The sequence below is a fragment of the Nonomuraea insulae genome, assembly GCF_042656245.1.
This window is the reverse complement of sequence record NZ_JBHSPA010000073.1, coordinates 286423-308966: the sequence shown is the minus strand read 5'-3', so window position 1 is coordinate 308966 and position 22544 is coordinate 286423. Positions and strand designations below refer to the sequence as shown.

24 protein-coding genes and 1 riboswitch are annotated in these 22544 nt (G+C 70.9%); of the genes, 13 read left to right on the top strand and 11 right to left on the bottom strand.

All coding sequences use genetic code 11. The annotated features are described in order from the left end of the window. From ACFPZ3_RS51225 to ACFPZ3_RS51215, 3 genes are all read left to right on the top strand, one after another. On the top strand, nt 1-940 hold a 940-nt coding region (locus ACFPZ3_RS51225), incomplete at its 5' end, for an N-acetylneuraminate synthase family protein (RefSeq protein WP_379521726.1). 28 nt (nt 941-968) lie between these two features. Next, entirely contained in the window at nt 969-1949 is a 981-nt protein-coding gene (locus ACFPZ3_RS51220) for a glycosyltransferase family 2 protein (RefSeq protein ID WP_379521725.1), read from the top strand. Between the two features lie 2 nt (nt 1950-1951). Next, nucleotides 1952-3205, top strand: a complete 1254-nt coding sequence (locus tag ACFPZ3_RS51215; protein WP_379521724.1) for a polysialyltransferase family glycosyltransferase — start codon at nt 1952-1954, stop codon at nt 3203-3205. Here ACFPZ3_RS51215 and ACFPZ3_RS51210 read toward each other — a convergent pair. Both ACFPZ3_RS51210 and ACFPZ3_RS51205 read right to left on the bottom strand, forming a co-directional pair. Further along, nucleotides 3189-4343: a DUF6716 putative glycosyltransferase gene (locus tag ACFPZ3_RS51210; RefSeq protein WP_379521735.1), complete on the bottom strand. Its 1155-nt coding sequence runs from the start codon at nt 4341-4343 to the stop codon at nt 3189-3191. The genes ACFPZ3_RS51215 and ACFPZ3_RS51210 overlap by 17 nt on opposite strands. 2 nt (nt 4344-4345) lie before the next feature. After that, entirely contained in the window at nt 4346-5290 is a 945-nt protein-coding gene (locus tag ACFPZ3_RS51205; protein ID WP_379521723.1) for a hypothetical protein, read from the bottom strand. Nucleotides 5291-5388: 98 nt separating this feature from the next. On the opposite strand from ACFPZ3_RS51205, the gene ACFPZ3_RS51200 reads away from it, so the two are divergent. The 3 genes from ACFPZ3_RS51200 (at nt 5389) to ACFPZ3_RS51190 (ending at nt 8190) form a co-directional block, all read left to right on the top strand. Further along, complete coding sequence (locus ACFPZ3_RS51200) at nt 5389-6210, top strand: aldo/keto reductase (RefSeq protein ID WP_379521722.1); 822 nt, start codon at nt 5389-5391, stop codon at nt 6208-6210. A 61-nt stretch (nt 6211-6271) separates the two neighbouring features. Beyond that, nucleotides 6272-7225, top strand: a complete 954-nt coding sequence (locus tag ACFPZ3_RS51195) for a Gfo/Idh/MocA family protein (RefSeq protein WP_379521721.1) — start codon at nt 6272-6274, stop codon at nt 7223-7225. Nucleotides 7226-7336: 111 nt separating this feature from the next. Then, nucleotides 7337-7474, top strand: a riboswitch (cyclic di-AMP (ydaO/yuaA leader). Between the two features lie 11 nt (nt 7475-7485). Continuing rightward, on the top strand, nt 7486-8190 hold the full coding sequence (locus ACFPZ3_RS51190; RefSeq protein WP_379521720.1) for a CHAP domain-containing protein: 705 nt from the start codon (nt 7486-7488) through the stop codon (nt 8188-8190). A 74-nt stretch (nt 8191-8264) separates the two neighbouring features. Here the strand turns inward: ACFPZ3_RS51190 and ACFPZ3_RS51185 are convergent, their stop codons facing one another. The 3 genes from ACFPZ3_RS51185 to ACFPZ3_RS51175 are packed head-to-tail and all read right to left on the bottom strand — an operon-like array spanning nt 8265 to nt 10020. Further along, nucleotides 8265-8840, bottom strand: coding sequence for an SRPBCC family protein (locus ACFPZ3_RS51185; protein WP_379521719.1), 576 nt, complete (start codon nt 8838-8840; stop codon nt 8265-8267). 2 nt (nt 8841-8842) lie between these two features. Then, nucleotides 8843-9151: an ArsR/SmtB family transcription factor gene (locus ACFPZ3_RS51180; protein WP_379521718.1), complete on the bottom strand. Its 309-nt coding sequence runs from the start codon at nt 9149-9151 to the stop codon at nt 8843-8845. Nucleotides 9152-9201: 50 nt separating this feature from the next. Then, complete coding sequence (locus ACFPZ3_RS51175) at nt 9202-10020, bottom strand: alpha/beta fold hydrolase (RefSeq protein WP_379521717.1); 819 nt, start codon at nt 10018-10020, stop codon at nt 9202-9204. 58 nt (nt 10021-10078) lie between these two features. On the opposite strand from ACFPZ3_RS51175, the gene ACFPZ3_RS51170 reads away from it, so the two are divergent. Next, nucleotides 10079-10942 carry a LysR family transcriptional regulator gene (locus ACFPZ3_RS51170; protein ID WP_379521716.1) on the top strand — a complete coding sequence of 288 codons (864 nt, stop codon included), beginning with the start codon at nt 10079-10081 and terminating at the stop codon, nt 10940-10942. Nucleotides 10943-10955: 13 nt separating this feature from the next. Here the strand turns inward: ACFPZ3_RS51170 and ACFPZ3_RS51165 are convergent, their stop codons facing one another. Genes ACFPZ3_RS51165 through ACFPZ3_RS51155 form a run of 3 tightly spaced genes read right to left on the bottom strand, consistent with a single transcriptional unit; the run spans nt 10956 to nt 13904 of the window. Continuing rightward, nucleotides 10956-11804 (bottom strand): LLM class F420-dependent oxidoreductase, encoded by an 849-nt coding sequence (locus ACFPZ3_RS51165; RefSeq protein WP_379521715.1) that lies wholly within the window; start codon nt 11802-11804, stop codon nt 10956-10958. A 50-nt stretch (nt 11805-11854) separates the two neighbouring features. After that, a complete protein-coding gene (locus tag ACFPZ3_RS51160; RefSeq protein ID WP_379521714.1) occupies nt 11855-13315 on the bottom strand; it encodes an MDR family MFS transporter in 1461 nt (486 codons plus the stop codon). A gap of 4 nt (nt 13316-13319) precedes the next feature. Beyond that, nucleotides 13320-13904, bottom strand: coding sequence for an NADPH-dependent FMN reductase (locus tag ACFPZ3_RS51155; protein ID WP_379521713.1), 585 nt, complete (start codon nt 13902-13904; stop codon nt 13320-13322). A gap of 109 nt (nt 13905-14013) precedes the next feature. Between ACFPZ3_RS51155 and ACFPZ3_RS51150 the strand changes: the two genes are divergently transcribed. From ACFPZ3_RS51150 to ACFPZ3_RS51140, 3 genes are all read left to right on the top strand, one after another. Then, on the top strand, nt 14014-14727 hold the full coding sequence (locus ACFPZ3_RS51150; RefSeq protein ID WP_379521712.1) for a TetR/AcrR family transcriptional regulator: 714 nt from the start codon (nt 14014-14016) through the stop codon (nt 14725-14727). A gap of 80 nt (nt 14728-14807) precedes the next feature. After that, the gene (locus tag ACFPZ3_RS51145) at nt 14808-15248 is read left to right on the top strand and encodes a YciI family protein (RefSeq protein ID WP_379521711.1); all 441 of its coding nucleotides are present in this window, start codon (nt 14808-14810) and stop codon (nt 15246-15248) included. Between the two features lie 63 nt (nt 15249-15311). After that, the gene (locus tag ACFPZ3_RS51140; RefSeq protein WP_379521710.1) at nt 15312-16547 is read left to right on the top strand and encodes an RNA polymerase sigma factor; all 1236 of its coding nucleotides are present in this window, start codon (nt 15312-15314) and stop codon (nt 16545-16547) included. A gap of 45 nt (nt 16548-16592) precedes the next feature. On the opposite strand, the gene ACFPZ3_RS51135 is transcribed toward ACFPZ3_RS51140, so the two are convergent. Next, nucleotides 16593-17063 carry a hypothetical protein gene (locus ACFPZ3_RS51135; RefSeq protein ID WP_379521709.1) on the bottom strand — a complete coding sequence of 157 codons (471 nt, stop codon included), beginning with the start codon at nt 17061-17063 and terminating at the stop codon, nt 16593-16595. Nucleotides 17064-17104: 41 nt separating this feature from the next. Here ACFPZ3_RS51135 and ACFPZ3_RS51130 point away from each other — a divergent pair, with 41 nt between their 5' ends. Then, nucleotides 17105-17647, top strand: a complete 543-nt coding sequence (locus ACFPZ3_RS51130) for an AAA family ATPase (protein ID WP_379521708.1) — start codon at nt 17105-17107, stop codon at nt 17645-17647. Here ACFPZ3_RS51130 and ACFPZ3_RS51125 read toward each other — a convergent pair. Together ACFPZ3_RS51125 and ACFPZ3_RS51120 are read right to left on the bottom strand one after the other, a co-directional pair. After that, on the bottom strand, nt 17637-18782 hold the full coding sequence (locus tag ACFPZ3_RS51125) for an MFS transporter (protein ID WP_379521707.1): 1146 nt from the start codon (nt 18780-18782) through the stop codon (nt 17637-17639). The genes ACFPZ3_RS51130 and ACFPZ3_RS51125 overlap by 11 nt on opposite strands. A 76-nt stretch (nt 18783-18858) precedes the next feature. Then, complete coding sequence (locus ACFPZ3_RS51120; RefSeq protein WP_379521706.1) at nt 18859-19734, bottom strand: glycosyltransferase family 2 protein; 876 nt, start codon at nt 19732-19734, stop codon at nt 18859-18861. 241 nt (nt 19735-19975) lie between these two features. On the opposite strand from ACFPZ3_RS51120, the gene ACFPZ3_RS51115 reads away from it, so the two are divergent. Then, the gene (locus ACFPZ3_RS51115; RefSeq protein WP_379521705.1) at nt 19976-20866 is read left to right on the top strand and encodes a helix-turn-helix domain-containing protein; all 891 of its coding nucleotides are present in this window, start codon (nt 19976-19978) and stop codon (nt 20864-20866) included. 294 nt (nt 20867-21160) lie between these two features. After that, nucleotides 21161-22498, top strand: coding sequence for an ABC transporter substrate-binding protein (locus ACFPZ3_RS51110; RefSeq protein ID WP_379521704.1), 1338 nt, complete (start codon nt 21161-21163; stop codon nt 22496-22498). The last annotated feature ends 46 nt before the right edge of the window (nt 22499-22544 follow it).

The window sequence follows — 22544 nt, the reverse complement described above, 5'->3', positions numbered from 1 at the left end:
CGACCGCGTGGCCGCCGCCCGGCCCGAGCCGCCCGCCGCTCCCGCCGCGGTGCGCACCCGGCCCCAGTTCGCGCCCGTGGCGATCGGCGACGTGCCCGTCGGCGACGGCGAGCCCGTGTACGTCATCGGCGAGATCGGCATCAACCACAACGGCGACCTCGACCTGGCCAGGCGGCTCATCGACGTGGCGGCCGACGCCGGCTGCCAGGCGGTCAAGTTCCAGAAGCGCACCCCCGCGATCTGCGTGCCCGAGGAGCAGAAGGGCCAGATCAGGCAGACGCCGTGGGGCGAGATGACCTACCTGGAGTACAAGGAGCGCACCGAGTTCGGGCGGGACGAGTACCGGCAGATCGCGAAATATTGCGATGAACGCGGGCTGCACTGGTTCGCCTCGCCGTGGGACGTGCCGTCGGTGGAGTTCCTGGAGGAGATGGACGTCCTGGTGCACAAGGTGGCCTCGGCCAGCGTGGCCGACCACGAGCTGCTGCGCACCCTGGCCGCCACCGGCAAGCCGATCATCCTGTCGACCGGCATGTCCACGCTGTCGGAGATCGACGCGGCCGTCGAGATCCTCGGCACCGACAGGCTGATCATGATGCACGCGACGTCCACCTACCCGCTGCCGCCGGACGAGGCGAACCTGCGCACCATCACCACGCTCAAGGAGCGGTACGGCGTCCCCGTCGGCTACTCCGGCCACGAGCGCGGCCTGCAGATCTCGCTGGCCGCGGTCACGCTCGGCGCGGTCTGCGTGGAGCGGCACATCACGCTCGACCGCACCATGTGGGGCTCCGACCACGCCGCCTCGCTGGAGCCGTCCGGGCTGGAGCACCTGGTCCGCGACATCCGCATCATCGAGCAGGCGCTGGGCGACGGCGTCAAGCGTGTCTTCCCCGGCGAGGAGGCGCCCAAGGCGCGCCTCCGCCGGGTGACCGTCTGACCGTTCCCAGCAAGGAAGAAACAGCACATTGATCACGCTCTCGGTCGTCGTGCCCGTGCGGGACGGCGAGCGCTTCATCGCCGACGCGCTCACCTCGTTGTCCCGCAACGCGCGGCCCGACTTCGAGTTCATCGTCGTGAACGACGGGTCCGTGGACGCCACGGGTGACATCATCGACGACTTCGCCGGTGATCTCCCCGGGCTGAGCGTGTTGCGCAACCCCGCCCCGGTGGGGCTGGCGGACGCGCGCAACACGGGCCTGTCGGCCGCGACCGGCCGGTACGTCACGTTCATGGACGGCGACGACTGGCTCGCCCCCGGCTACCTGGCGCGGCTCGTCGAGGCCATCGACGGGCTCGGCTGCGACTTCGTCCGCGCCGACCACGTGCAGGTCGAGGGCCGCAAGCGGGTCGTGCACCGCGCCCCGCTGGCGCGACGGGGCGTGGTGCTCGATCCTCGCGACGCGATCCTGCCCGCGAGCGTGCGGACCATGGTCGACTACCCGTACGCGTGGGCGGGGATCTACCGGCGCTCCCTGCGCGACCTGCTGCACTTCCCCGGCTCCCTGCACACCGCCGAGGACCGGCCGTGGATCTGGCGGCTGCACCGCGAGGCCGCCACGTTCGCGGTGGTGTCGCTGGCCGGGGTGTTCTACCGGCGCATGGTGTCCGGGTCGCTGACGCAGGTGGGCGACGAGCGTCAGCTGCACTTCTTCGACGCCTTCGAGCTGGTCTTCAAGGACCTGGAGCCGGAGTTCCTGCCCAAGGCGGCGCGTAACTTCTGCGCGCTGCTCGCCCACCACCTGGAGATCGGCGAGCGGTTCACGCCCGCGCTGCGCGCCCGCTTCGAGGAGCGCGGCGCGCAGATGGTGCGAGCGCTGCCGGCGGAGCTGGTCGCCGAGTCGGTGGCGCGGATGTCCGTCGAACGCGAGGCCGCGATCCGCGCCCTGGTGCCCGAACTGCCCCCCAGCCCGCACGTCCGCGTCCGCCGTGACCGGGAGGAGTCCTGAAGGTGCCCCAGAAGGTGAAGGTCTTCTACGCCTCGACGTTGTTCGGGGCGATGTCGCTGGCCGCGGCCATCGACGACGGCCGCTTCGGCGACGGCCGCCGCGTGCTCATCGTCTCGAACAACGCGGCCATCCCCGAGGTGGCGACGCCGCTGGACAAGACGCCCGGCTTCGCCGTGCTGCGCTCGCGCTTCGACGAGGTGCACTCGTGGAACGAGCTGATCGCGCCGCTGCACCCGTCGGACTGGCGGGCGCGCGTCATCGAGGTGCCGATGACCGAGCGCCTCATCCGCTCCCACTGGGGGCTCGACGACGTCGAGGAGCTGGTGCTGGAGTCGATCGCGGTGCCGCCGGCGCGGACGATCGCGGGGCTGGTGCGCGACTGCCCGATCTCGGTCTACTCCGACGGGCTGATGAGCTACGGCCCGACCCGTGACCCGCTGCCCGCCGAGATCTTCCGCCGCATCGCCCGGCTGATCCACCTCGACCTGGTGCCGGGCCTGACGCCGCTGCTGCTCAGCGAGTACGGCGTCACCCCCGAGATCCTGCCCCAGGAGCGCTTCCTGGCCATCGTGGACGAGGTCACCGCCACCGCCCCCGACATGCTCGCCGGGCAGGCGATCGTCCTCGGCCAGTACCTGTCGGCGCTGGACATCCTCACCGCGGAGGAGGAGGCCGAGCTGCACGAGAGCATGCTCAAGGCGCTGGCCGCCCGCGGCCTCACCGACATCGTCTTCAAGCCGCACCCGGCCGCCGGGCGCCGCCACGCCCAGCTCCTGCGGGCCGCGGCCGGGCCGTTGGGAGTGCGGCTGTCGGTGGCGGGGGAGAGCGTGCCGGCCGAGGTGTGCTTCGCGGCGCTGCGGCCCGAGCTGGTCGTGGGGTGTTTCTCCACGGGACTGGTGACCGCGCAGCGCTACTTCGGGCTGCAGGTGGCCTCGTACGGGACGGGGACGGTGCTGGAGCGGCTGGCCCCGTACGAGAACAGCAACCGGATCCCGGTCACCATCGTCGACGCCCTGCTGCCGCGCCTGTCGCCCGAGGGCCACATCGAGCGGCCGCCCGCCGCCGACCTGCCGGGCCTGGTGCGCGCGGTCGGCTACTGCATGCAGGCCGACGCCTACCCGGAGCTGCGGCCCGAGCACATCGAGTTCGACCCGCGCTACTTCAAGCGCAAGCGCCTGGAGACGCTGGGCTTCGCCGGCTCCGGCAAGCCCAGCGCGCTCACCAGGATCCGCAGGAAGATCAGGTCAGCGATCTGAGGTAGCGGCGCATGCGGCGCTTGGCCCGGTAGCCCACCCGCAACATCTTCGGCGGCACCTCCACCCGGAGCCGGGCCCTGCGTCGCGCCGCCGCGTGCTCGGGCCCGTCGAGCAACGATCTGGCGGGCGTTCCCGGCCGGGCGGTCACCAGCCCGGCCAGCAGCCCCGCCCAGTCGTTGCGCTCGGCCGGCTGGAAGTAGTTGGCCGCGCACCATGCGGCCGAGGCCATCCGGAAGCCGCCCTCCGCCAGCTCCTCCAGCGTGCCCAGCAGCCGGCTGCCCTCGAACACCACGTTGATCATCTCGGCGCTCACGCCGAAGTCGCTCAGCACCAGCGACGGCACGTCCATCGCGATGGCCTCCAGCGCCGCCGTCGAGCTCACCGTGACGAACCCGGTCGCCCGCTCCAGCTGCTCCCGCATCGACCCCGCCTCGAACGCCAGCCGCCCCGGCTCCCCCATCTCCCGCCACAGCCGCCGGTAGTGGAAGCGCTCGTTGTGCGTCTGCCGCTCGTCCTCCAGGGCTCGCAGCTTGACCACCACGTCCAGGTCGGGCCGGCCCTCGGCCAGCCCGGCCAGCGACAGCAGGATCCGCTCGCGCTGCTCCCGCTCCCGCGGCACCTTGGCCTGCGTGGCGAAGACCACCCGGTTACCGCCCCCTGCCACTCTTTCCTGGCGCAGGAACGGCAGCCTGGCCAGGCCCACCGCCCCTCCCCCGCCGAGCCGGGCGGCGATCTCGGAGAACTCGGCCACCTCCCGCTCGCTGTGCACCACGAACAGGTCGCAACCGCTGCGGAACAACCACGCCTTCTCCGTCGCCGGCACCGAGATGCCCGGCAGCCCGCTGACGAAAACCGGGCGGGGCCGCAGCCCGTCCAGCACCTCGGCCACCAGCACGTCCACCACCGGGCCCGTGCAGGCCACGAGGATCACGTCGGGCCGCGTCCGCTCGGCCAGCCGCCGCACCGACCGCGCGGACAACACGGGCGGCGGCTCCCCGTCGCCCACAGCCGCGGCCATCTGCTCCGGCGAAGGGGCGATCGGCGTGCGCACCACGACCAGCTCCGCCGGACCATCCAGGTCACCGAGCAGGCAGGCCGCCCATTTCAGATACGAATCGGAGTCGGCGACCGCCAGCACTCTCAACCGGACACTCCTGTCAAATGCGAGCGCAGGGCGGGGGCCGCCCTGCTCGTCCACCAGTCCTCTGGAACATCCACGGGCTCGACGGCGACTCCGCGCGGGCCGAGCAGCACCCGCAGCGAGGTGATCGCGGTCGAAGGGAGGCTGAGCACGCGCTGGCCGGCGTCCAGGCCACGCAGCGTCAGCTCGGCGGGCACGCCGCCGTCGTGGACGGTGATGCCGGGGCGCTCCCGGATCAGCGCGACGTCCACGGGGTCCTCGCGGCGGTGCGGGTAGTAGGCCAGCGGCTCGCTCGCGGCCAGGTCCGTCAGCCAGCGCAGGTAGTGGTCGCGGTGGACCAGGCCGTTGCGGACGAGCGAGGTGCCGAGCACGACCGTGCGCTCGGCCGGGCCCTCGGCGCTGGGCGGCTGGGAGCGCAGCCAGGCGAAGTCATGGCGTACGAGATTCACGCCGGCCTCGCGTACGGCCTCTTCGAGCTTGTCGTCCACGGCCAGCGCGGTGAAGATGCAGACGTTGCTCAGGCGCAACCGCAGCGCGGCCGCCAGGCCGAGCGTGGCGCGCAGCCGGGTGGAGCGGACGCGGGCCCGCAGCAGCGGCCGGAACGGGCCCGCCGCGATCAGCTCCAGCAGCCGCAGCGTGGCCAGCCCGTCGTCCACGATGACGATGCGGCCGGGGCGGGACACGAGCCAGCGCAGCTGCACCTTGCCGGAGAAGGCGTCCCCGACGGCCTGCAGGCGCCTGGGCATGCGCTCGCGCGGTTCGGCCAGCTCCAGGCCCTCCGGGAGGTCCAGCGAGCGCAGCTCGCGCCGTGTGGCCTTCAGGGGCCGCAGGCCCGCGCGGGGCACGACGGCCGTCTTCGGGCCGAGGAGCCCGGCGTGGTGGGCCTCGACGGCGCACAGCATCTGGAGCGGGGACTCCACCCAGGCCGACGCCTGTTCGACCACTCCTTGCCCTCCCAGCGAAGTGATGGCCCGTTCACGACCGCTTCAAGCTAGCCCCACCGGCTTAAGCGCTCAGAAACGCGGCGTGAACAATGGAGGGTATGAACTCGCTCATGCTCAACACCGACGGTGTGCAGATCCCGCAGCTCGGATACGGCGTCTGGCAGATCCCGGCCGACGAGGCCGAGCAGGCGGTCGCGACCGCTTTCAAGACGGGCTACCGGCACGTCGACACCGCCGCCGCCTACGGCAACGAGGAGGGCGTGGGGCGGGCCGTGCGCGCGAGCGGGCTGCCGCGCGAGAAGGTGTTCGTGACCACGAAGTTGTGGAACGCCGACCACTCCCGCGCCGAGGCGGCCTTCGACGAGTGCCTGGCGCGCCTGGGGCTCGACCACGTAGATCTTTTCCTCATCCACTGGCCGGTGCCGCGGCAGGACAGGTACGTGCAGGCGTGGAAGGCGATGGAGAAGATCTACCGTGACGGGCGGGCCAGGGCCATCGGCACGTCCAACTTCACGGTCGCCAACCTCACCCGGCTCATGGAGGAGACCGACATCACCCCGGCCATCAACCAGATCGAGTTGCACCCGTACCTGCAGCAGCGGGAGCTGCGGGCCTTCCACGAGGCCAACGGCATCCTCACCGAGGCGTGGGGCCCGCTCGGGCAGGGCAAGGGGCTGCTTGAGGACCCGGCGCTGACGGTGCTGTCGGAGAAGTACGGCAAGACTCCGGCGCAGATCGTGCTGCGCTGGCACCTGCAGCTCGGCAACGTGGTCATCCCGAAGTCCGTCACGCCCGCGCGGATCGCCGAGAACGTCGACGTCTTCCACTTCATCCTCGACTCCGAGGACATGGCGGCCATCGGGGCGATGAACAAGGGGCGGCGTCTGGGGGCGGACCCGGAGACGTTCAATGTGACCTGAGTGACGGAGGTGAATGGGGTGAATAACCCCATTCATTTACCCGCCCTATACGATCTCGGGCGTGCGAGATTTTACGTGGGGAATCGCGGCGACCGGTGGCATCGCGCGGACCGTGGGCGCGGCCATCGTGGCGGAGCCCGGGATGCGGGTGGCCGCCGTCGGTTCGCGGGATCTGGCCAGGGCTCAGGCCCTGGCCTCGACGTTGGGCGCGGAGTCGGCGTACGGCTCCTACGAGCGGTTGTGCGCCGACCCGGCCGTGGACGCCGTCTACGTGGCCACGCCGCACGCGCAGCACCTGGCCGTGGCCGAGGCGGCCATCGCCGCGGGTAAAGCCGTGCTCTGCGAGAAACCGCTGGCCGCGACCGTGGACGACGCGGAGAAGATGGTACGCCTGGCGCGCGAGGCACGGGTGTTCCTGATGGAGGCCATGTGGATGAGGTTCAACCCCCTCGTCCGGCGGATCGCGGGCGACCCGCGCTTCGGCGAGATCCGCTCCGTGCAGGCGAGTTTCGGCTTCGCCTCCCCCTATGACCCCGCCCATCGGCTGTGGGCGCCGGAGCTGGGCGGGGGCGCTTTGCTGGACCTGGGGATCTACCCGTTCGGGCTGGCCCAGATGCTCCTGGGCATGCCCTCCGACCTGCGGATGACCGGGTCCCTGGCCCCCAACGGGGTGGACGCGGAGGCGGCCGGCGTATTGCTCTATCCCGGCGGAAGGCACGCTCTCGTGGCGACCTCGTTGCTGGGGAATTACCCCAACCTGGCCAGTGTTGTAGGTACTCAGATGCGGGCGGACATCCCGGCGCCTTTCTGGGCGCCCCAGCGGATCGTCCTCACGGGACCCTCGATGGACCCGGAAGAGCACGTACTCGATCCGGCGGACAACGGATACGCCGGAGAGCTCCGCGAAGTCCGCGCCGCCACGGCCGAAGGCAGGACCGAATCCTCGATCATGCCTCTTGACGAATCCCTTGCCATGATGGGGCTTCTGGCCGACGCGCGGAGGCAACTCGCCTAGCCGCACTTTATGGATTTGTAATCCTCTTGCCTCATGTATTACCTTATGAGGCATCTTGAGGCATACGTCCGGTTTGTCCGGCTATGTCTGACCATCGCACGAAAGATCGCAGGATTGCGACCGCTGAATCCGCCTTCGGGCGGAACCGGGGACCCATGTCCTTTGGGGTGAATCGGCACTCCGGTGCCGTAGGGCAGCTTCCACGCCCGAACCCGTCAGCTAACCCGGTAAGCGGCATGGAAGCAAGGAGTACCCCCTCGATGGCCAAGCACCGAATCACCGCTGCCACGAAGACCGGTATCGCCCGCGCCCTCCTCGGCGCGAGCGTCCTCGCCTCGGCCCTCGGCGCCAACGCCGTGACGGCCAGCGCGGACACCGCCACCGGAGTCGCCGCGGCCACCGCCGCCAGGCACCCGGCCGCCGCTATCGCCGCCCACCAGGACGGCGCCAAGACCAACGAGACCAAGGTCAACGTCACCGCCGACCAGGTCCTCTCCCTGGCCAAGTCCCAGGTGGGCACCTCGGAGAACTCCAGCGGCGGCGGCACCAAGTACCAGCAGTGGTACGCCGACTCACGGCGCGCCGCAGAGACCGTCGCCCGCGACGGCGGCAGCCGCGCCGACTACCTGAACGCCGCCTGGTGCTCGATGTTCGTCTCCTGGGTCGGCGAGCAGACCGGCGCCCGCCCGCAGGTCGGCTGGGACGCCTACACCGTCGCCCACGCCAAGTGGTTCGCCGCCAACCACCGCTTCGGCAACGAGGCCAAGCCCGGCGCCGTGGTCTTCTTCTCCTGGAGCGGCAGCAAGTCCCTCAACGACATCAACCACGTCGGGTTCGTCGTCAAGGACAACCACAACGGCACCATCTCCACGGTCGAGGGCAACACGGGCGACGGCACGGTCGCGGAGCGCGTCCGTCCGACGTCGCAGGTCGTCGGCTACGGCTACCCGCAGTACGCCGCCTGACGGACTCTTCACCGGCACGATCGAGCGCGCGTCCCCCGCACGGGGGGCGCGCGCTCGCGCGTTTCCCCGCCCGATCAAGACCCCTCGCTCTGACCCTTCACCTGCTCCGGCAGCCCGGTGTTGGGGATGCCGAACCTGCGCGCGTACTGATCGTTGAGTTCCGCCCAGCCGAAGGCGGTCGCCGCGGCGCCGCGGATCGGCGGGATCGGATGACCTTCGAGCAGCTTCTCGGCCACGTCGAGGCACAGGTGCCAACCCGCCGCGACCTTCGGGATCCACTCGCGGTCGTTGACGGTGTGCCGCAACGTCAGCCGGGCGCCGGCGTCGGTGGCCGCCAGCTCCCAGCGCAGCAGGTCGGTGCCGAGGGTGTACTCCAGCAGCGTCGGCGGTTCTGCGCGGACGACCTCGGCCTCCATGTCCACGGGCTTGTCGTCGTCGATCATCGTGATCGTGACGCCGCCCGCCTTGGAGAGATCGCGGTCGGCCGTGTACGGCGCCCACGCGGCGAGTTGTTCCGGCTCGGTCAGCGCGGCCCACACCTTCTCGGGCGGGTGGCGCAGGTCGCGGGTGAAGACCAGGGTCCAGCGATCCTCCGTCGCCTCGCAGCCGACCTGGCCGAGCGGGCTCGGGCGGTATGCGTCGTCGGTCATGACTACTCCAGGTTGTCGAGATGACGCTCGAGAGCGTCGAGATGCCGGTCCCAGAGGGCGCGGTACGGCTGAAGCCAGTCGTCGAGCGCCCGGAAGGGACCCGCGTGAATGCGGTAGATCCGCCGCTGAGCCTCCGTGCGGCAGGTGACGAAACCGGCTTCCCTGAGCACCTTCAGCTGCTTGGAAACCGTGGGCTGGCTGACGTCGAGCGCCTCCACCAGCTCGTTCACGCTGCTCTCGGCCGTCAGGAGCCGGTCGAGAATCCGGCGCCGGGTCGGTTCGGAGAGCACGGAGAACGTATCGACGGACATGCCTTTATATTCCTAGAAGGGCATATTCCTGTCAAGGCATATACGCCGATTCACCCCAGGAAGAACTCCGCCAGCGCGCCCGCGACCCGTACCGGATCGTTCTCCATGGGAATGTGACCCGCCCCCGCGACGCGGACGAGCCGGGTGTCCGGCATCTCGGCGGCGAACCGCTCGGCGTGCCGCACCTCCTGGAAGGTGTCCTCCTCGCCCCAGACCAGCAGCTTGGGCGTCGCGCCGGCCCTGAGCGCGGGCACCAGATCCAGCGTGTAACGGCTGTCGGCGGCGCCCGCGAGTGCCATCCAGGACCGGCAGACACGCGGGTCGTTCCAGGGGCCCAGGTAGTCGGCCAGCTCCTCCTCCGAAGCCGGGCGGGCCAGCGCCGTGGTGACGGCCGTACGGCGGGCGGCCAGCACGTCCTCCACCGTCGTCGCGGCGACTACGGCGGGGTCCCGGTAGCGGGCCACCCCCGGCACCGGCCAGGAGTCGTAGGTGACCGAGTTGACCAGCGCCAGCCGGCCCACCTTCGCCACACCCCCGGCCAGCAGGTGCTGGGCGATCGCACCGCCGATGTCGTGCCCGGCCACGGCCACCGGCTCCGCCACCCTCAGCGCCGCCGCGAACCGCGCCACCCACCCCGCCAGCGCCGGGACGGCCGCCGTCTCCGGCGTCAGCTCCCCCTCCGAGCGCCCCAGGCCGGGCAGATCGACCGCGACCGGCCGCAGCCCGGCCGCGGCCAGCAGATCCATCACCGGCGCCCACACCCGGCTCCAGTACGTGCCGTGCAGCAGCAACACCACCGGCCCGCGCTCCCCCGCCGCCAGATAACTGGCCCGCAGACCGTCGACCTCGATCGTCTTTCGCGTCGTCATGGCATAACCATCGGGTTCTGGCCAGGGGGAGGTCAAATACCAACTAAGGTATGTCGCTATGACATTGGCGCAGCTCAGAGTGCTCGTCGCGGTCGCCGATCACGGCGGCTTCACCACCGCCGCCGACCACGTCGGCATGTCCCAGCCCGCCGTCAGCCGCGCCATCGCCACCCTGGAACGCGAACTGGGAGCGGCCCTGTTCGTACGCCACCGCGACGGCATCGCCCTCACCGAGGCCGGCGACCGAGCCCTCGCCCGGGCCCGCGAGACGCTGCGCCACTTCGACCTCATCCGCGCCGACGTGGCCGCCGCCAACGGCCAGATCACCGGCGAACTGCGCCTGGCCAGCCTGCCCAGCGCCACCGGCACGCTCGTCGCCAGACTGCTGCGCGCCTTCACTGACCACTACCCCCAGGTCCGGGTGCGCCTGTTCGAAGGCGTCGACGACGACATCCGCGCCTGGCTGCACCGCGGCGCCGCCGAGGTCGGCGTGGTCACCCTCCCCGCCCCCGGCCTGCACACCGCCCACCTCAGCACCCATGACATGGTCGCCGTCATGCCGGCCGCACACCCCCTCGCCGCCCAGCCCGTCGTGCACCTGTCCGACCTGGCCGGGCGGCCGTTCATCCTGACCACCGCCGGCTGCCGGCCGCTGATCATGGGCGCGGCGCTGGCCGCGGGGGTGGGGCTGGACATCGCGTTCGAGGCCGGCGGGCCCGCCGCCATCCTGGAGATGGTCAGCGCCGGCCTGGGCGTCAGCATCGTGCCCACGCTCGGCCTGCCCGCCGACCTCGGCGCGGTGGTCACCCGGCCGCTGGAGCCTGCCATGAGCCGCTCACTGGCCCTGGCCGTCCCGTCGCTGGACGGGTGCGCGCCCACGGCGCGGGCGTTCCTGGACGAGCTGGCCGCCTTTACGTTGTAGATTCATACGCGTGTCAGCGGGAGATGAGCGTGGCCCATCGGTCCAAGGTGGACAGCGCCTCGTCGGCGGAGCGGTACTGCAGGGTGAACAGGCCGCGGTCGGCGCCCGCCTTGGCGTAGGCGTCGAGCCGGCCGGGCTCGGGCATCGGGCCACCCTCCGGGATCACGCCGAACAGCGTGATCGGCACCCGTCCCCGTCCGGCGTCGGCGGCCCTGGCGCGCAGCGTGGCGGCTCGCCGGGTGAGCTCCTCGACGTCCATCATGTCCACCTGGGGCAGCCACGCATCGCCGAAGTCCAGCACCCGGTCCTCCGTGCCCGGCCCGTTCCCGCCCACGAGCACGGGTGGGTGCGGCTTCTGCGCGGGCTTCGGCCAGGACCAGATCGGGTCGAAGTCCACGAACTCGCCGTGGTACTCGGCCTCGTCGGCGGTCCAGATCTCGCGCATGGCGCGGACCCGGTCGGCGAGCAGGGCCATCCGGGTACGCGGATCGGTGCCATGGTTGGCCATCTCCATGCGGTTCCACCCGCCGCCGACGCCGAACTGGAAGCGCCCGCCGCTCAGTTGGTCGAGGCTGGCCACCTCCTTCGCCGTGGTGATCGGATCCCGCTGGGCGACGAGGCAGACCGCGGTGCCCAGGGTCAGGGTGGTGGTCACCGCGGCGACCGCGGCCAGCGCGACGAACGGATCGACGGTCTCGGCATAACCCCGGGTCGAGGCGCCGGACGGGCGCCTGCTGTGCACCGGGATATGCGTGTGCTCCGTCCAGAACAGCGACTCGAATCCACGTTCCTCAACGGCCCGGCCGAGCTCTTGCGGGGTCAGACCGTTGCAATTGGAATAAACAGCGATGCCGATGTCCATCCGGCCATGATTACCGGCGGAACCGGACCGGTCAACGCGCCGGACGACTGTCAGGTTCTCCCCGTGACGGCGGGTTCCCGCGCCTGCTCACGTACGAACCAGGCCGCGGCGAAGGCGAGCACCCCCAGCAGCGCCGCCCCTGCCAGCACGCCCTGCAGCCCCCCGCTGACCGCCTCCCGCACGGCTTCGCGGGCAGGGCCGCTCAGCGTGGTCATCGATTCCGGCGTCAGCCCGTCGCCCGCCCCGGAGCCGAGGCCGGCCTCCACCCGGCTCCCGTAGACGGCGCCCAGGAGGGAGATGCCCACCGAGCCGCCGATCGTCCGCAGGAGCGTGACGGTCCCGCTGGCCGCGCCCATGTCGCGGTGCTCGGCGCTGGCCAGCGTGAGCAGGAGGCTGCTCTGCATGACCAGCCCGATCCCGACCCCCGCGACCGCCGAGAGCCCGGAGGCCAGGACCATGCCGGTGCCCACGTCGAGCACGGTCAGCGCGAGCACCCCCGCCACGAGCACGCCGCCGCCGAGGATCGGATACCTCCGGTAGCGGCCGTCGCGGCTGATGAGGCGACCGGCGACGAGCTGCGCCGCGAGCATGCCGAACATCAGCGGCAGCAGCAACATCCCGCTGCCGGTCGGGGTGGCGCCCAGGACGAACTGCATGTACTGCGGCAGGTACGCGGTCACGCCCATCATGACGGCCCCGACCAGGAAGCTGAGCACCTGGGCGAGGGTGAAGTTGCGGTCGGCGAAGAGCCGGGGCGGGATGATCGGCTCCTCGGCCCGCCGCTCGACCCGGACGAACGCGACCAGGCACACGACCGCCACCGCGCCCAGGGCCAGGATCTGGGGCGACGCCCACGCGTACGCGATGCCGCCCCAGCTCGCCAGGAGGGTCAGCGCCACGATGCCGGCGGTCAGCAGCGCGGCGCCGAGGTAGTCGATCCTGGCTCTGACCCGCTCCCCCGGCACCCGGATGCCGAACCCCACGATGAGCAGGGCGACGGCCCCGACCGGCACGTTGACGTAGAACGTCCACCGCCAGCTCAGCTCCTCGGTGAGCAGGCCGCCGAGCAGCGGGCCGCCGATGAAGGCGACCGGCATCATGGCCCCGATCATCGACTGCACCCTGCCGCTGTCGCGGGGCGGCACCAGCACGCCGATGATCGACAGCGCGCCGACCATCAGGCCGCCCGCGCCGAGCCCCTGTACGGCGCGGAAGGCGATGAGCTGGCCCATGTCCTGTGACAGGCCGGCCAGCATGGATCCGGCCAGGAAGATCACGATCGAGGTCATGAACGTGCCCTTGCGGCCGTAGAGGTCGCCGAGCTTGCCCCAGATCGGAGTGGTGGCGGCCGCGGCGAGCATGTACGCGGTCACGACCCAGGACAACTGGTTCAGCCCGCCCAGCTCGCCGGTGATCGTGGGCAGCGCGGTGCCCACGATCAGGCCGTCCAGCATGGCCAGGAACATGCCGAGCAGGAGCCCGGACATGCCCACGTAGAGAGACCTGCTCATGCTCTCAGGCCCCGTACGGGCGGGCGGTCCTGGCCTCGCGCAGGGCCTGACCCCACCAGGCGAGCTGGTCGAGCATCGCCTTGGCCACCGCGTCGCCACCGGGGCTCGTGCCGTCGGAGCCGATCTGGGCCCACGGCGCCTGCAGCCCGACGGCGTCCCGCATCGTCACGGCGTGCAGTTCGGCCATCACGAGCCGGAGCTGCTCGACCGCCCGCAGCCCGGCCGAGAAGCCGCCGTAGGCCACGAACCCGACCGGCTTGGCGTTCCACTCGCGGTTGTGCCAGTCGATGGCGTTCTTCAGCGAGGCGGGGAAGCTGCGGTTGTACTCGGGCGTGACGATCACGAACGCGTCCGCCGCCGCCAGCCTGGGCGACACGGCCGACAGCTGCTCCACGGCCTCCTGCGACTGCGGCGGGTCCCCGAGGACGGGGAACACGGTGGGCAGGGGTGTCTCGACCAGGTCGATCACGTCGGCCGTCATGTCGGCGCGCCGGTCGAGGTGGCCGCGGATCCAGCTCGCGACGGTGGGGCCGAAGCGGCCGTCCCTGGTGCTGCCGACGATCACGGCGACGCGCAAAGGGGTGTCCATGGGGACCTTCCTTCAGATGTGTACGACGTATTTACCGAAATACAACGTACACATCGCTGTGTACGCTGTCCACTGCTGATACGTTGTACACCTCGAAGGAGGGTGATCCATGGAGAAGGTCCCGTTGTGGGCCCGCCTCGAACGTCCCGAGCCGGCGCCCCGCCAGACCCTGTCACCGCAGCGGATCGCCACCGCGGCCGTCGCCGTCGCCGACGCGGAGGGGCTCGACGCCGTCACCATGCGCCGCCTGGCCACCGAGCTGGGCGTGGCGCCGATGGCCGCCTACCGATACGTGTCGGGCAAGGACGACCTGGTCGAGCTGATGGTCGACCACGTCTACGCCGAGCTGGAGCTGCCGCCCGCCACGACCGGCTGGCGCGAGACGCTGCGACTCGTCGCCGTGCGGACGCGCGAGCTGACGCTCGCCCATTTGTGGCTCGGCCAGCTCCCGCCGAGCGCCGTGCTCTCGCTCACCCCGAACCGCACAGCGGTCTCGGAACGCATGCTGAGCGCCGTGGCCGAGCTGGGTGTGGACCCCGACACCGCGATGGCCGTGGCCGCCAGCATCAGCTCCTACACGCTCGGCATGACCGGCCAGGAGATCGCGATGCGGCAGCTCATGGCCGGGCAGGGGTGGTCCGACGAGCGGGAGGTGTACACCAGCCTGGCGCCGCAGCTCACCTACCTGCTCGACACCGGCCGTTACCCGGCGTTCAAGCGCTACATCCACGAGGGCAGGTGCAAGAACGATCCGCAGTGGCAGTTCGAGACCGGTCTCGACTACGTTCTGGACGGCATCGCAGCCAGGCTCGGCGCGACATAGTTCGCGGAGCGTGTCGATCCTGGGCCGGGCCGTTCGACGCATGGGCGATGACGACGGTCAGACCGAAGGAGACGACACCGATGAAGTTCATGATCGTGGGCAAGGCCAACGCGGAGACCGAGGCCGGGGCGCTGCCCAGCCAGGAGCTCGTGGACGACATGATCGCCTACAACGAGTCGCTGGCCAAGGCGGGGGTGCTGCTGGCCGGTGAGGGCCTCTACCCCAGCTCGGAGGGGGCGCAGATCGCCTACAGCGGCGGGAAGGCGTCCGTGATCGACGGGCCGTTCACCGAGGCCAAGGAGCTCATCGCCGGCTTCTGGCTGATCCAGGTCAAGTCGCGCGAGGAGGCCATCGAGTGGGCCCTGCGGCTTCCGGTGCCGCCGGGGGGCGAGGGGGTCGCGCTGGACGTGTGGCGGGTGTTCGACGCGGCGGACGTGCCGGACGACTCGATGCCGGCGGAGGAGCGCGAGCGCGAGGAGGTGCTGCGCGAGCGCCTGCGCGTGACCGAACCCGGCGCGTGAGGCTCGCGGACCACCGATGGCCGCCGCTTGCCATCCGCGCGTGGCCGCTGGTCTGATGGGCCCGTGACGGCTACCGACACGCATCGCGCGATCGAGGCGGTTTGGCGCATCGAGGCGGCCCGGCTCATCGCCGGGCTCGCCGGGCTGGTGCGCGACGTCGGCCTGGCCGAGGAGCTGGCGCAGGACGCGCTGGTCGCCGCCCTGGAGCAGTGGCCGGAGTCCGGCGTGCCGCGCAACCCCGGCGCCTGGCTGATGACCGTCTCCAAGCGCCGCGCCATCGACCTGATCCGCAGGAACGAACGCCTCCAGCGCAACCTCATCGAGCTCGGGCACCGCGTCGACCTGGAGGAGGAGCTGCCCGAGGTCGACGAGATCGAGGACGACCTGCTGCGGCTGGTCTTCACCGCCTGCCACCCCGCGCTGTCGATGGAGGCGCGGGTGGCGCTGACGCTGCGGGTGCTCGGCGGCCTGACCACCGACGAGATCGCGCGGGCGTTCCTGGTCCCGGAGTCCACCGTGGCCCAGCGCGTCGTGCGCGCCAAGCGCACGCTGGCCGACAGGAAGATCCCGTTCGAGGTGCCCCAGAGCGCGGACCTGGCGGACCGCCTGTCGTCCGTGCTGGAGGTCATCTACCTCGTCTTCAACGAGGGCTACTCGGCGACGGCCGGCGACGACTGGATGCGCCCCGCGCTCTGCGAGGACGCGCTGCGGCTCGGCCGGGTGCTGGCGGGCCTGATGCCCAAGGAGCCCGAGGTGCACGGGCTGGTCGCCCTCATGGAGATCCAGGCGTCCCGCGCGGGCGCCCGCGTGGGCCCGTCCGGTGAGCCGATCCTGCTGCTGGAGCAGAACAGGGCCCGCTGGGACCGGCTGCTCATCCGCCGCGGGCTGGCCGCGCTCGACCTGGCCGAAGCACTGGCCGGGACGCTGGGGCCGTACACCTTGCAGGCGGCCATCGCCGCCTGCCACGCCCGCGCCCTCATCCCGGAGGAGACGGACTGGCTGCGGATCGCGAGCCTGTACGAGTCGCTGGCCCGGCTGTCCCGCTCCCCCGTCGTGGAGCTCAACCGGGCGGTGGCGCTGTCGATGGCCTACGGTCCCGCGGTCGGGCTCGAACTCCTCGACCAGATCGTGGACGAGCCGTCGCTCAAGGACTACCACCTGCTGCCCAGCGTCCGCGGCGACCTGCTGTTCAAGCTGGGGCGGACGGCGGAGGCGCGGGCCGAGTTCGAGCGGGCGGCGGCCATGACGCGCAACGCCCGCGAACGCGCCCTCCTGGAGGAACGCGCCGCCGCCTGCTGACCCGGCGGCCTCCGGCGACCGCGCCCGATCCCAGCTCGCCGGGGCTCAGCCGGGATCGCGCCGGGCTCCTTCCGGCCAGATCAGGCGAACGGGCAGCCCCCGCCGCCGTGCCTCGGCCACCACGTCGGCGGTGCCGCCATGCCCGCGGGCGGGCAGGCCGTCCCAGACGGCGAACAACATCTCGGCGCCGTCGAGCATGCGCACGCTCGCCGCCATGTAGGCCCGCTCGGTGGCCTCCGCGAAGCCCAGGCGCTGGACCCGGACCGCGCGGCCCAGCAGCTCGTCGAAGACGTCCGGCGGCCCGTCGCGGTATTCCTCGGCCGGGATCACCACTTCCAGCTCTCCGCCGAGGTCGAGCACCGCCCTGGCGAAGATCTGGTCGGCCCCGTCCGCCAGGCAGGACAACCCGGAGATCGCCGGGCAGTGCTCGGCCAGCTCCTCCCGTACGGCCTGGTCGATCAGCAGGGCGGTCTGAGGCGGCAAGCCACGGTGGCCGGAGACGGCGATCCGGATCATAATCCCCCCATTGTGCGCTCTCTGGCGATATTCTCCCTCGAATGATCATTTGGCTCAACGGAACCTTCGGCGCGGGCAAGACCACCACCTCCGCGGAGGTCGCCAAGATCGTGCCGGAGGCGACGGTCTTCGACAGCGAGCAGGTGGGCAGCATGCTCCGCCACGTCAAGCGGCTGCCGCGAGTCACCGACTTCCAGCACTGGCCTCCGTGGCGGGCGCTGGTCGTCCAGACGGCCACCCAGCTCCTGGACTATTTCGGCGGCGTGCTCGTGATCCCCCAGACGGTCCTGATCGAGCAGTACTGGACGGAGATCCGCACCGGCCTGGAGAAGGCCGGCATCCCCCTGCACCACTTCCTCCTCCACGCCGACCGCGACACCCTGATCCACCGCATCGAGAACGACACCATCGTGAACGAGAGGGACAGCGTCGTGAACGATGCCGGCAGCTGGCGGATGAACCACCTCCCGGCCTACGAGGAAGCCCTCCTCTGGCTACGCCGCGAGACACGGGAGATCGACACCACGGACATCCCGCCGCGGGAGGTGGCCTCGCTCGTGGCGTCGAAGGTCGTCACGAACTGACGGGTTCGGAGGGAGTGACGCAGGCGGCGGCCAGGGCGAGCACCCCGGCCACCGCGAACGCGACCGCGAAACCCGCGCCCGTGACCACCACACCGACGGCGGCCGGGGTGGCGGCGGCCACCAGGTTCTGCCCGGTGTTCTGCGTGCCCAGCGCCCGGCCCGCCCAGGAACCGCCGGCCAACTCGGACACGGCGGTGAAGGCCAGCCCGTTGCCGCTCATCGAGATGACCAGCGCCGCGATCACCAGGGGCGTCCCCCACGATGTGGCCGCGGCCAGGGCCAGCAGCACCATGGCCGTGGCGTTGATCGCGGCGAGCGAGCGCATGGGGCGCACCCGGCTGCCCACCCGATCGGACCAGGTCCCGCACAACAACCGCCCGCCCGCCCCGGCGAACTGGGCGGCGGCGATGAGCTGACCGGCCTGGGCGACGTCCCAGTCCTGCGCGACCATCAGGTACGTCAACGCGAAGGCCGAGGTGGTGAACTGCGGAACCACCAGCAACATGCTCGCCCCGTGCACCCGCCACAACGCCGGGTCCCGGTACGGCGACCCCGCACGCCGCCCCGGCACGGCCGACGCGCGCGGCGGATCGGCCACCAGCATCCCGACGGCCACCGCGGTCACGCCGCAGATCACGGCCATCGCGACCAGCGCCCCGGACACCGTGCCGAACCTCGGCGCGACCACTCCGGCCACGGCCACACCGAGCGGCTGAGCCGTCTGCCGCCACCCCATGGCGACCCCGCGCCGCTCCTTGGGAAACCATCCCAGCACCACCCGCCCGCTGGCCGCGTTGGACGCCGCTCCCCCGGCCCCCGCCAGGGCGAGCAGCACACCCAGCACCACCGGATCGCTCGCGAACGCGGCCGCCCCCAGAAACACCGCGGCCAGCGTCAGGCCGGCCGTCATGGCCAGCCGCTCACCGTAGCGGTCGGCGGCCCAGCCCCAGGCGATGAGCGTGCAGAGCATCCCCGCGCTGGGCGCGCCGACGAGTATCCCGGCCTGGGCGAGCGTGAGGTGCAGCTCTGACTGGATGGCGGGGAGCAGGAACGGCAGCCCGTACATGAAGACGCATCCGGCGCCCTGTGCGGCCATGCCCAGGCTCAGCATGGCCCAGCGATTGGGGGAACTCATGCCACCAACCGTAGATCAGTCTTATAAAATAAGACAAATCATATCAATATATGGACACGTGCCATATATCTCCTGATCAGATGGGCGGCCGTCCCGCCCGGACGAGCCGGGCCACGGTGGACCAGCGCATCGGCGTGCGGGCGCCGTGCCCGCCGCGCCACCCTTCCGCGAACCCGGCCAGGGAAGCGCGGAGCGCCGCGGGGTCGCGGAAGCGCCACAGGGTCACCAGGGCCCAGGCGGCGAGGTTGAAGGGGATCAGCGGGGCGGGCAGGTTGCGCAGGGCCAGCCAGACCCGGTTGCGCGCGTTGAGACGGTAGAAGGCGGCATGGCGACCGGGGTCGGTGGCCGGATGGTGCACGACGACGCCGGGCGCGTAGTGGCCGACGCAGCCGCGATCCCACAACCGCCAGGCCAGGTCGATCCCCTCGTGGAAGAGGAAGAAATGGCCGGGCCACCCTCCGGCGGCCTCGAACACCTCGCGGCGCACCATGACGACGCCCTCGGCCATGACGGTTACGGTGCCGGCCCGCTCTGGGCGGGAGGCGCGCAGGCGGGGCACCCAGCGGCGCAGGGTGCGGCCGGTGACCGGGTCGGCGATGCGTGGCTGGACGAAGGCGCGGCGCGGGTCGCGGCCGAACTCCGCCGCGAGGCGGCACAGCGCGTCGCGGGCGGGCAGCACGGCGTCGTTGTCGAAGAAGAAGATCAGGTCGCCCTTGACGTTGGCGGCGCCGATGTTGCGGCCCTCGGGTATGCCCACGTTCGCCGGCAGTTCGACGGTCCGCACGCCATCAGGCACCTGGTCCGGCGCGCAGCCGTTGCCGACCACCACCACGTCGAGCTCGATGCCCTCCTGTGACAGCAGGGAGGTCATGGCGGCGGGGAACTCCTCGGGCCGGTCGTTCATGGTCAGGACCACGGCGCCCACCGCGGGGCGCGAGCCATCAGCGCTCACCGGGTCGCCCTGCGCCGCCTGGGGAGAGAATGTTCTTCTGCCACTCACTGTCCCGCCATGCTGTCGTCAGATCACGGAAGGCCCACTTTAGTAGGGACGATCTAGGCAGCGCAGGGCGTCGCTCCGGTTGGGGCTGGACCCGCCACAGGTTTCTCCAAGATATTCGAGAAACTTCATCTTCACTCTAAGTATCCTTACGACTACTATAAGGTATCACCGCACCCGTCCAAGAGGTGGTCTCGTGCCGAGTCACGACAAGATCGCGGACGCCAGGAAGGCCCTCGCCGACCGGCTCAGGGAGCTCCGCCTGCACCCCGCCGACGGCGACCCCCTGACCGGCGACCGCCTCGCCGAGGCCATGGGCCGGCCGGGGCGCAAGGCCCGGATCAGCAAGATCGAGAACGCCGCCCAGCTGCCCACCGTCGAGGACCTCAGGGCCTGGGCCACCGCGTGCGGCGCCGAGGGCGAGATCCCCGACCTCATCGCCCGCGTGCGCGGCATCGACGCGATGTACACCGAGTGGCGCCGCCTCGAACGCACCGGCCTCGGCGAGGTCCAGGAGGCGTTCGTCTCCCTGTACGAGCGCACCGGCCGGCTGCGGGTGTGGCAACACTCGGCCGTGCCCGGCCTGCTCCAGACCGAGGACTACGCCCGCGCCCACCTGTCCACGATCATCGACTTCAGAGGGACCCCCGACGACCTCGACCGCGCCGTGGCGGCCCGTCTCGCGCAGCAGGACAGCCTCACCGACACCAGGACGTTCGTGTGCCTCCTCGGCGAGCAGGCCCTGCGCACCCCCATGGTGACGGGCGCCGCGATGGACGACCAGCTCGACCGGCTCACCGGCTACACCCGCGAACACTCCAACCTCAGCCTGGGCATCCTGCCGTCCGCCGTCCGCCCGCCCGTCATGCCGCCGGAGAACTTCTGGCTGTACGACACGGCGGAGGTCCGGGTGGACGGGGTGGCGGCCCAGTTCCGGATCACGAAACCCGACGACATCGCCGTCTACGAGAAGGCGTTCACGGCACTGGCCAAGGTCTGCGTGTACGGAGAGAGCGCTCGCGAACTCATCACCGGCGCGCTCGGCCCCGACGATCACGCCCCGCCGCCGGCGCGCCGTGCGTGGTGACTGGGGGTTGTAAGGCGGCGAAACGGCACTCTGTGCGGGTGACATGCCCTTGATGCGACACAAAAACGACCTCTTGTGATGGGAGCGCTCCCAATCAGCTCTTTGGGTGATACCTGCCCCAGAATCCGGTCTCAGAGTGATAAACCGCACCATTGGTAACGGTTACGTTTCGCGGGATTGACGTGCAGACCCCATAAGTGCACCCTTTGTGGGAGCGCTCCCAAAGACTCCCACCGCGGCGGAGCGCATGCCGCGGTGCTCTCCCCCCAACATTCACCCGAGAAGGGGTCCACCATGATGATCCGCAAGCGTCGCGGCGGTCTTGCCGCGGCATCGGCCCTGGCCGCGGCGGCGCTGGCCGTCGCGTCCTGTGGTTCCGGCAGCACTCCGGAGTCCAGCGCTCCCGCCTCCTCGGCGGCGGCTGAGCCGGTCACGATCCGCGTGCAGACCTTCGGCGGCGGCAGCAACTTCGGCTACAAGAACGCCATCACCAAGTGGAACGCCGAGCACAAGGACATCCAGATCAAGGAGGAGCACCTCACCGACCAGTTCGAGCAGCAGTACTGGCCCCAGATGATCCAGTGGCTGCAGGCCGGCAACGGCGCGGGCGACGTGGTCGGCATCGACGAGGGCGGCATGGGCCTGGCCAAGGCGCACCCGGAATGGTGGTCCGACCTCAAGGAGCAGGGCCTGGAGTCGCGCAAGGCCGACTTCCCCGCGTGGAAGTGGGAGAACGGCGTCTCGGCCGACGGCAAGCTGTTCGGCCTCGGCACCGACATCGGCGGCATGAGCATCTGCTACCGCAAGGACCTGTTCGAGAAGGCCGGCCTGGCGACGGACCGCGAGGAGGTCAGCGCGCTGTGGCCGACGTGGGACGAGTTCATGACGGTGGGCCAGAAGTTCCAGTCGAAGGTCAAGGACACCAAGTGGGCTGACGGCACCAACACGCTGTACCAGGTGGTCCTGTACCAGGAGGCGGCCAAGAACGGCAACGTCACCTACTTCGACAAGGACAACAACCTCATCGTCGACAAGAACCCGGCGGTGAAGTCGGGCTTCGACTTCGCCACGAAGATGAGCCAGCAGGGGCTGACCGCCAAGCTGCGCAACTTCACCGACGAGTGGGCGGCGGGCACCCAGAAGGGCTCGTTCGCCACGGTCGGCTGCCCCTCGTGGATGCTCGGCGTGGTCAGCGGCAACGCCGGCGACGACGGCAAGGGCAAGTGGGACGTGGCCTCGGTGCCCGGTGGCGGCGGCAACTGGGGCGGCTCCTGGCTGGCCGTGCCGAAGCAGACGAAGCACCCGAAGGAAGCGGCCCAGGTGGCCGACTACCTGACGCAGGCGCAGACCGAGGCGAGCATCTTCACCGACTTCGGCAACATGCCGAGCAACACCAAGGCCCAGCAGGACCCCACGGTTCAGGGCGCCAAGAACGAGTTCTTCAACGACGCCCCCATCGGTGAGATCTTCGCCAAGTCGGCGTCGAGCCTCCAGCCGGTCTTCCTCGGCGTGAAGCACGCCCAGGTCAAGAACGCCATCGAGTCGGTCATCCAGGGCATGGACGACGGCTCCGTCCCCTACGACAAGGCCTGGCAGCAGCTGGTCGACGACGCGGTCAAGGCCGCGGGCTGATCTTCCCGGCCCGGCCCGCCAGGAGCGGGCCGGGCATGTTGCCGCT

Bases quoted from the DNA above. Each gene is read 5' to 3' on its own strand.
- ACFPZ3_RS51200 (WP_379521722.1), top strand. From the start codon at position 5,389: ATGAACTCGCTCATGCTCAACACCGACGGTGTGCAGATCCCGCAGCTC.
- ACFPZ3_RS51190 (WP_379521720.1), top strand. From the start codon at position 7,486: ATGGCCAAGCACCGAATCACCGCTGCCACGAAGACCGGTATCGCCCGC.
- ACFPZ3_RS51185 (WP_379521719.1), bottom strand. From the start codon at position 8,840: ATGACCGACGACGCATACCGCCCGAGCCCGCTCGGCCAGGTCGGCTGC.
- ACFPZ3_RS51180 (WP_379521718.1), bottom strand. From the start codon at position 9,151: ATGTCCGTCGATACGTTCTCCGTGCTCTCCGAACCGACCCGGCGCCGG.
- ACFPZ3_RS51175 (WP_379521717.1), bottom strand. From the start codon at position 10,020: ATGACGACGCGAAAGACGATCGAGGTCGACGGTCTGCGGGCCAGTTAT.
- ACFPZ3_RS51170 (WP_379521716.1), top strand. From the start codon at position 10,079: ATGACATTGGCGCAGCTCAGAGTGCTCGTCGCGGTCGCCGATCACGGC.
- ACFPZ3_RS51165 (WP_379521715.1), bottom strand. From the start codon at position 11,804: ATGGACATCGGCATCGCTGTTTATTCCAATTGCAACGGTCTGACCCCG.
- ACFPZ3_RS51160 (WP_379521714.1), bottom strand. From the start codon at position 13,315: ATGAGCAGGTCTCTCTACGTGGGCATGTCCGGGCTCCTGCTCGGCATG.
- ACFPZ3_RS51155 (WP_379521713.1), bottom strand. From the start codon at position 13,904: ATGGACACCCCTTTGCGCGTCGCCGTGATCGTCGGCAGCACCAGGGAC.
- ACFPZ3_RS51150 (WP_379521712.1), top strand. From the start codon at position 14,014: ATGGAGAAGGTCCCGTTGTGGGCCCGCCTCGAACGTCCCGAGCCGGCG.
- ACFPZ3_RS51145 (WP_379521711.1), top strand. From the start codon at position 14,808: ATGAAGTTCATGATCGTGGGCAAGGCCAACGCGGAGACCGAGGCCGGG.
- ACFPZ3_RS51135 (WP_379521709.1), bottom strand. From the start codon at position 17,063: ATGATCCGGATCGCCGTCTCCGGCCACCGTGGCTTGCCGCCTCAGACC.
- ACFPZ3_RS51130 (WP_379521708.1), top strand. From the start codon at position 17,105: ATGATCATTTGGCTCAACGGAACCTTCGGCGCGGGCAAGACCACCACC.
- ACFPZ3_RS51125 (WP_379521707.1), bottom strand. From the start codon at position 18,782: ATGAGTTCCCCCAATCGCTGGGCCATGCTGAGCCTGGGCATGGCCGCA.
- ACFPZ3_RS51110 (WP_379521704.1), top strand. From the start codon at position 21,161: ATGATGATCCGCAAGCGTCGCGGCGGTCTTGCCGCGGCATCGGCCCTG.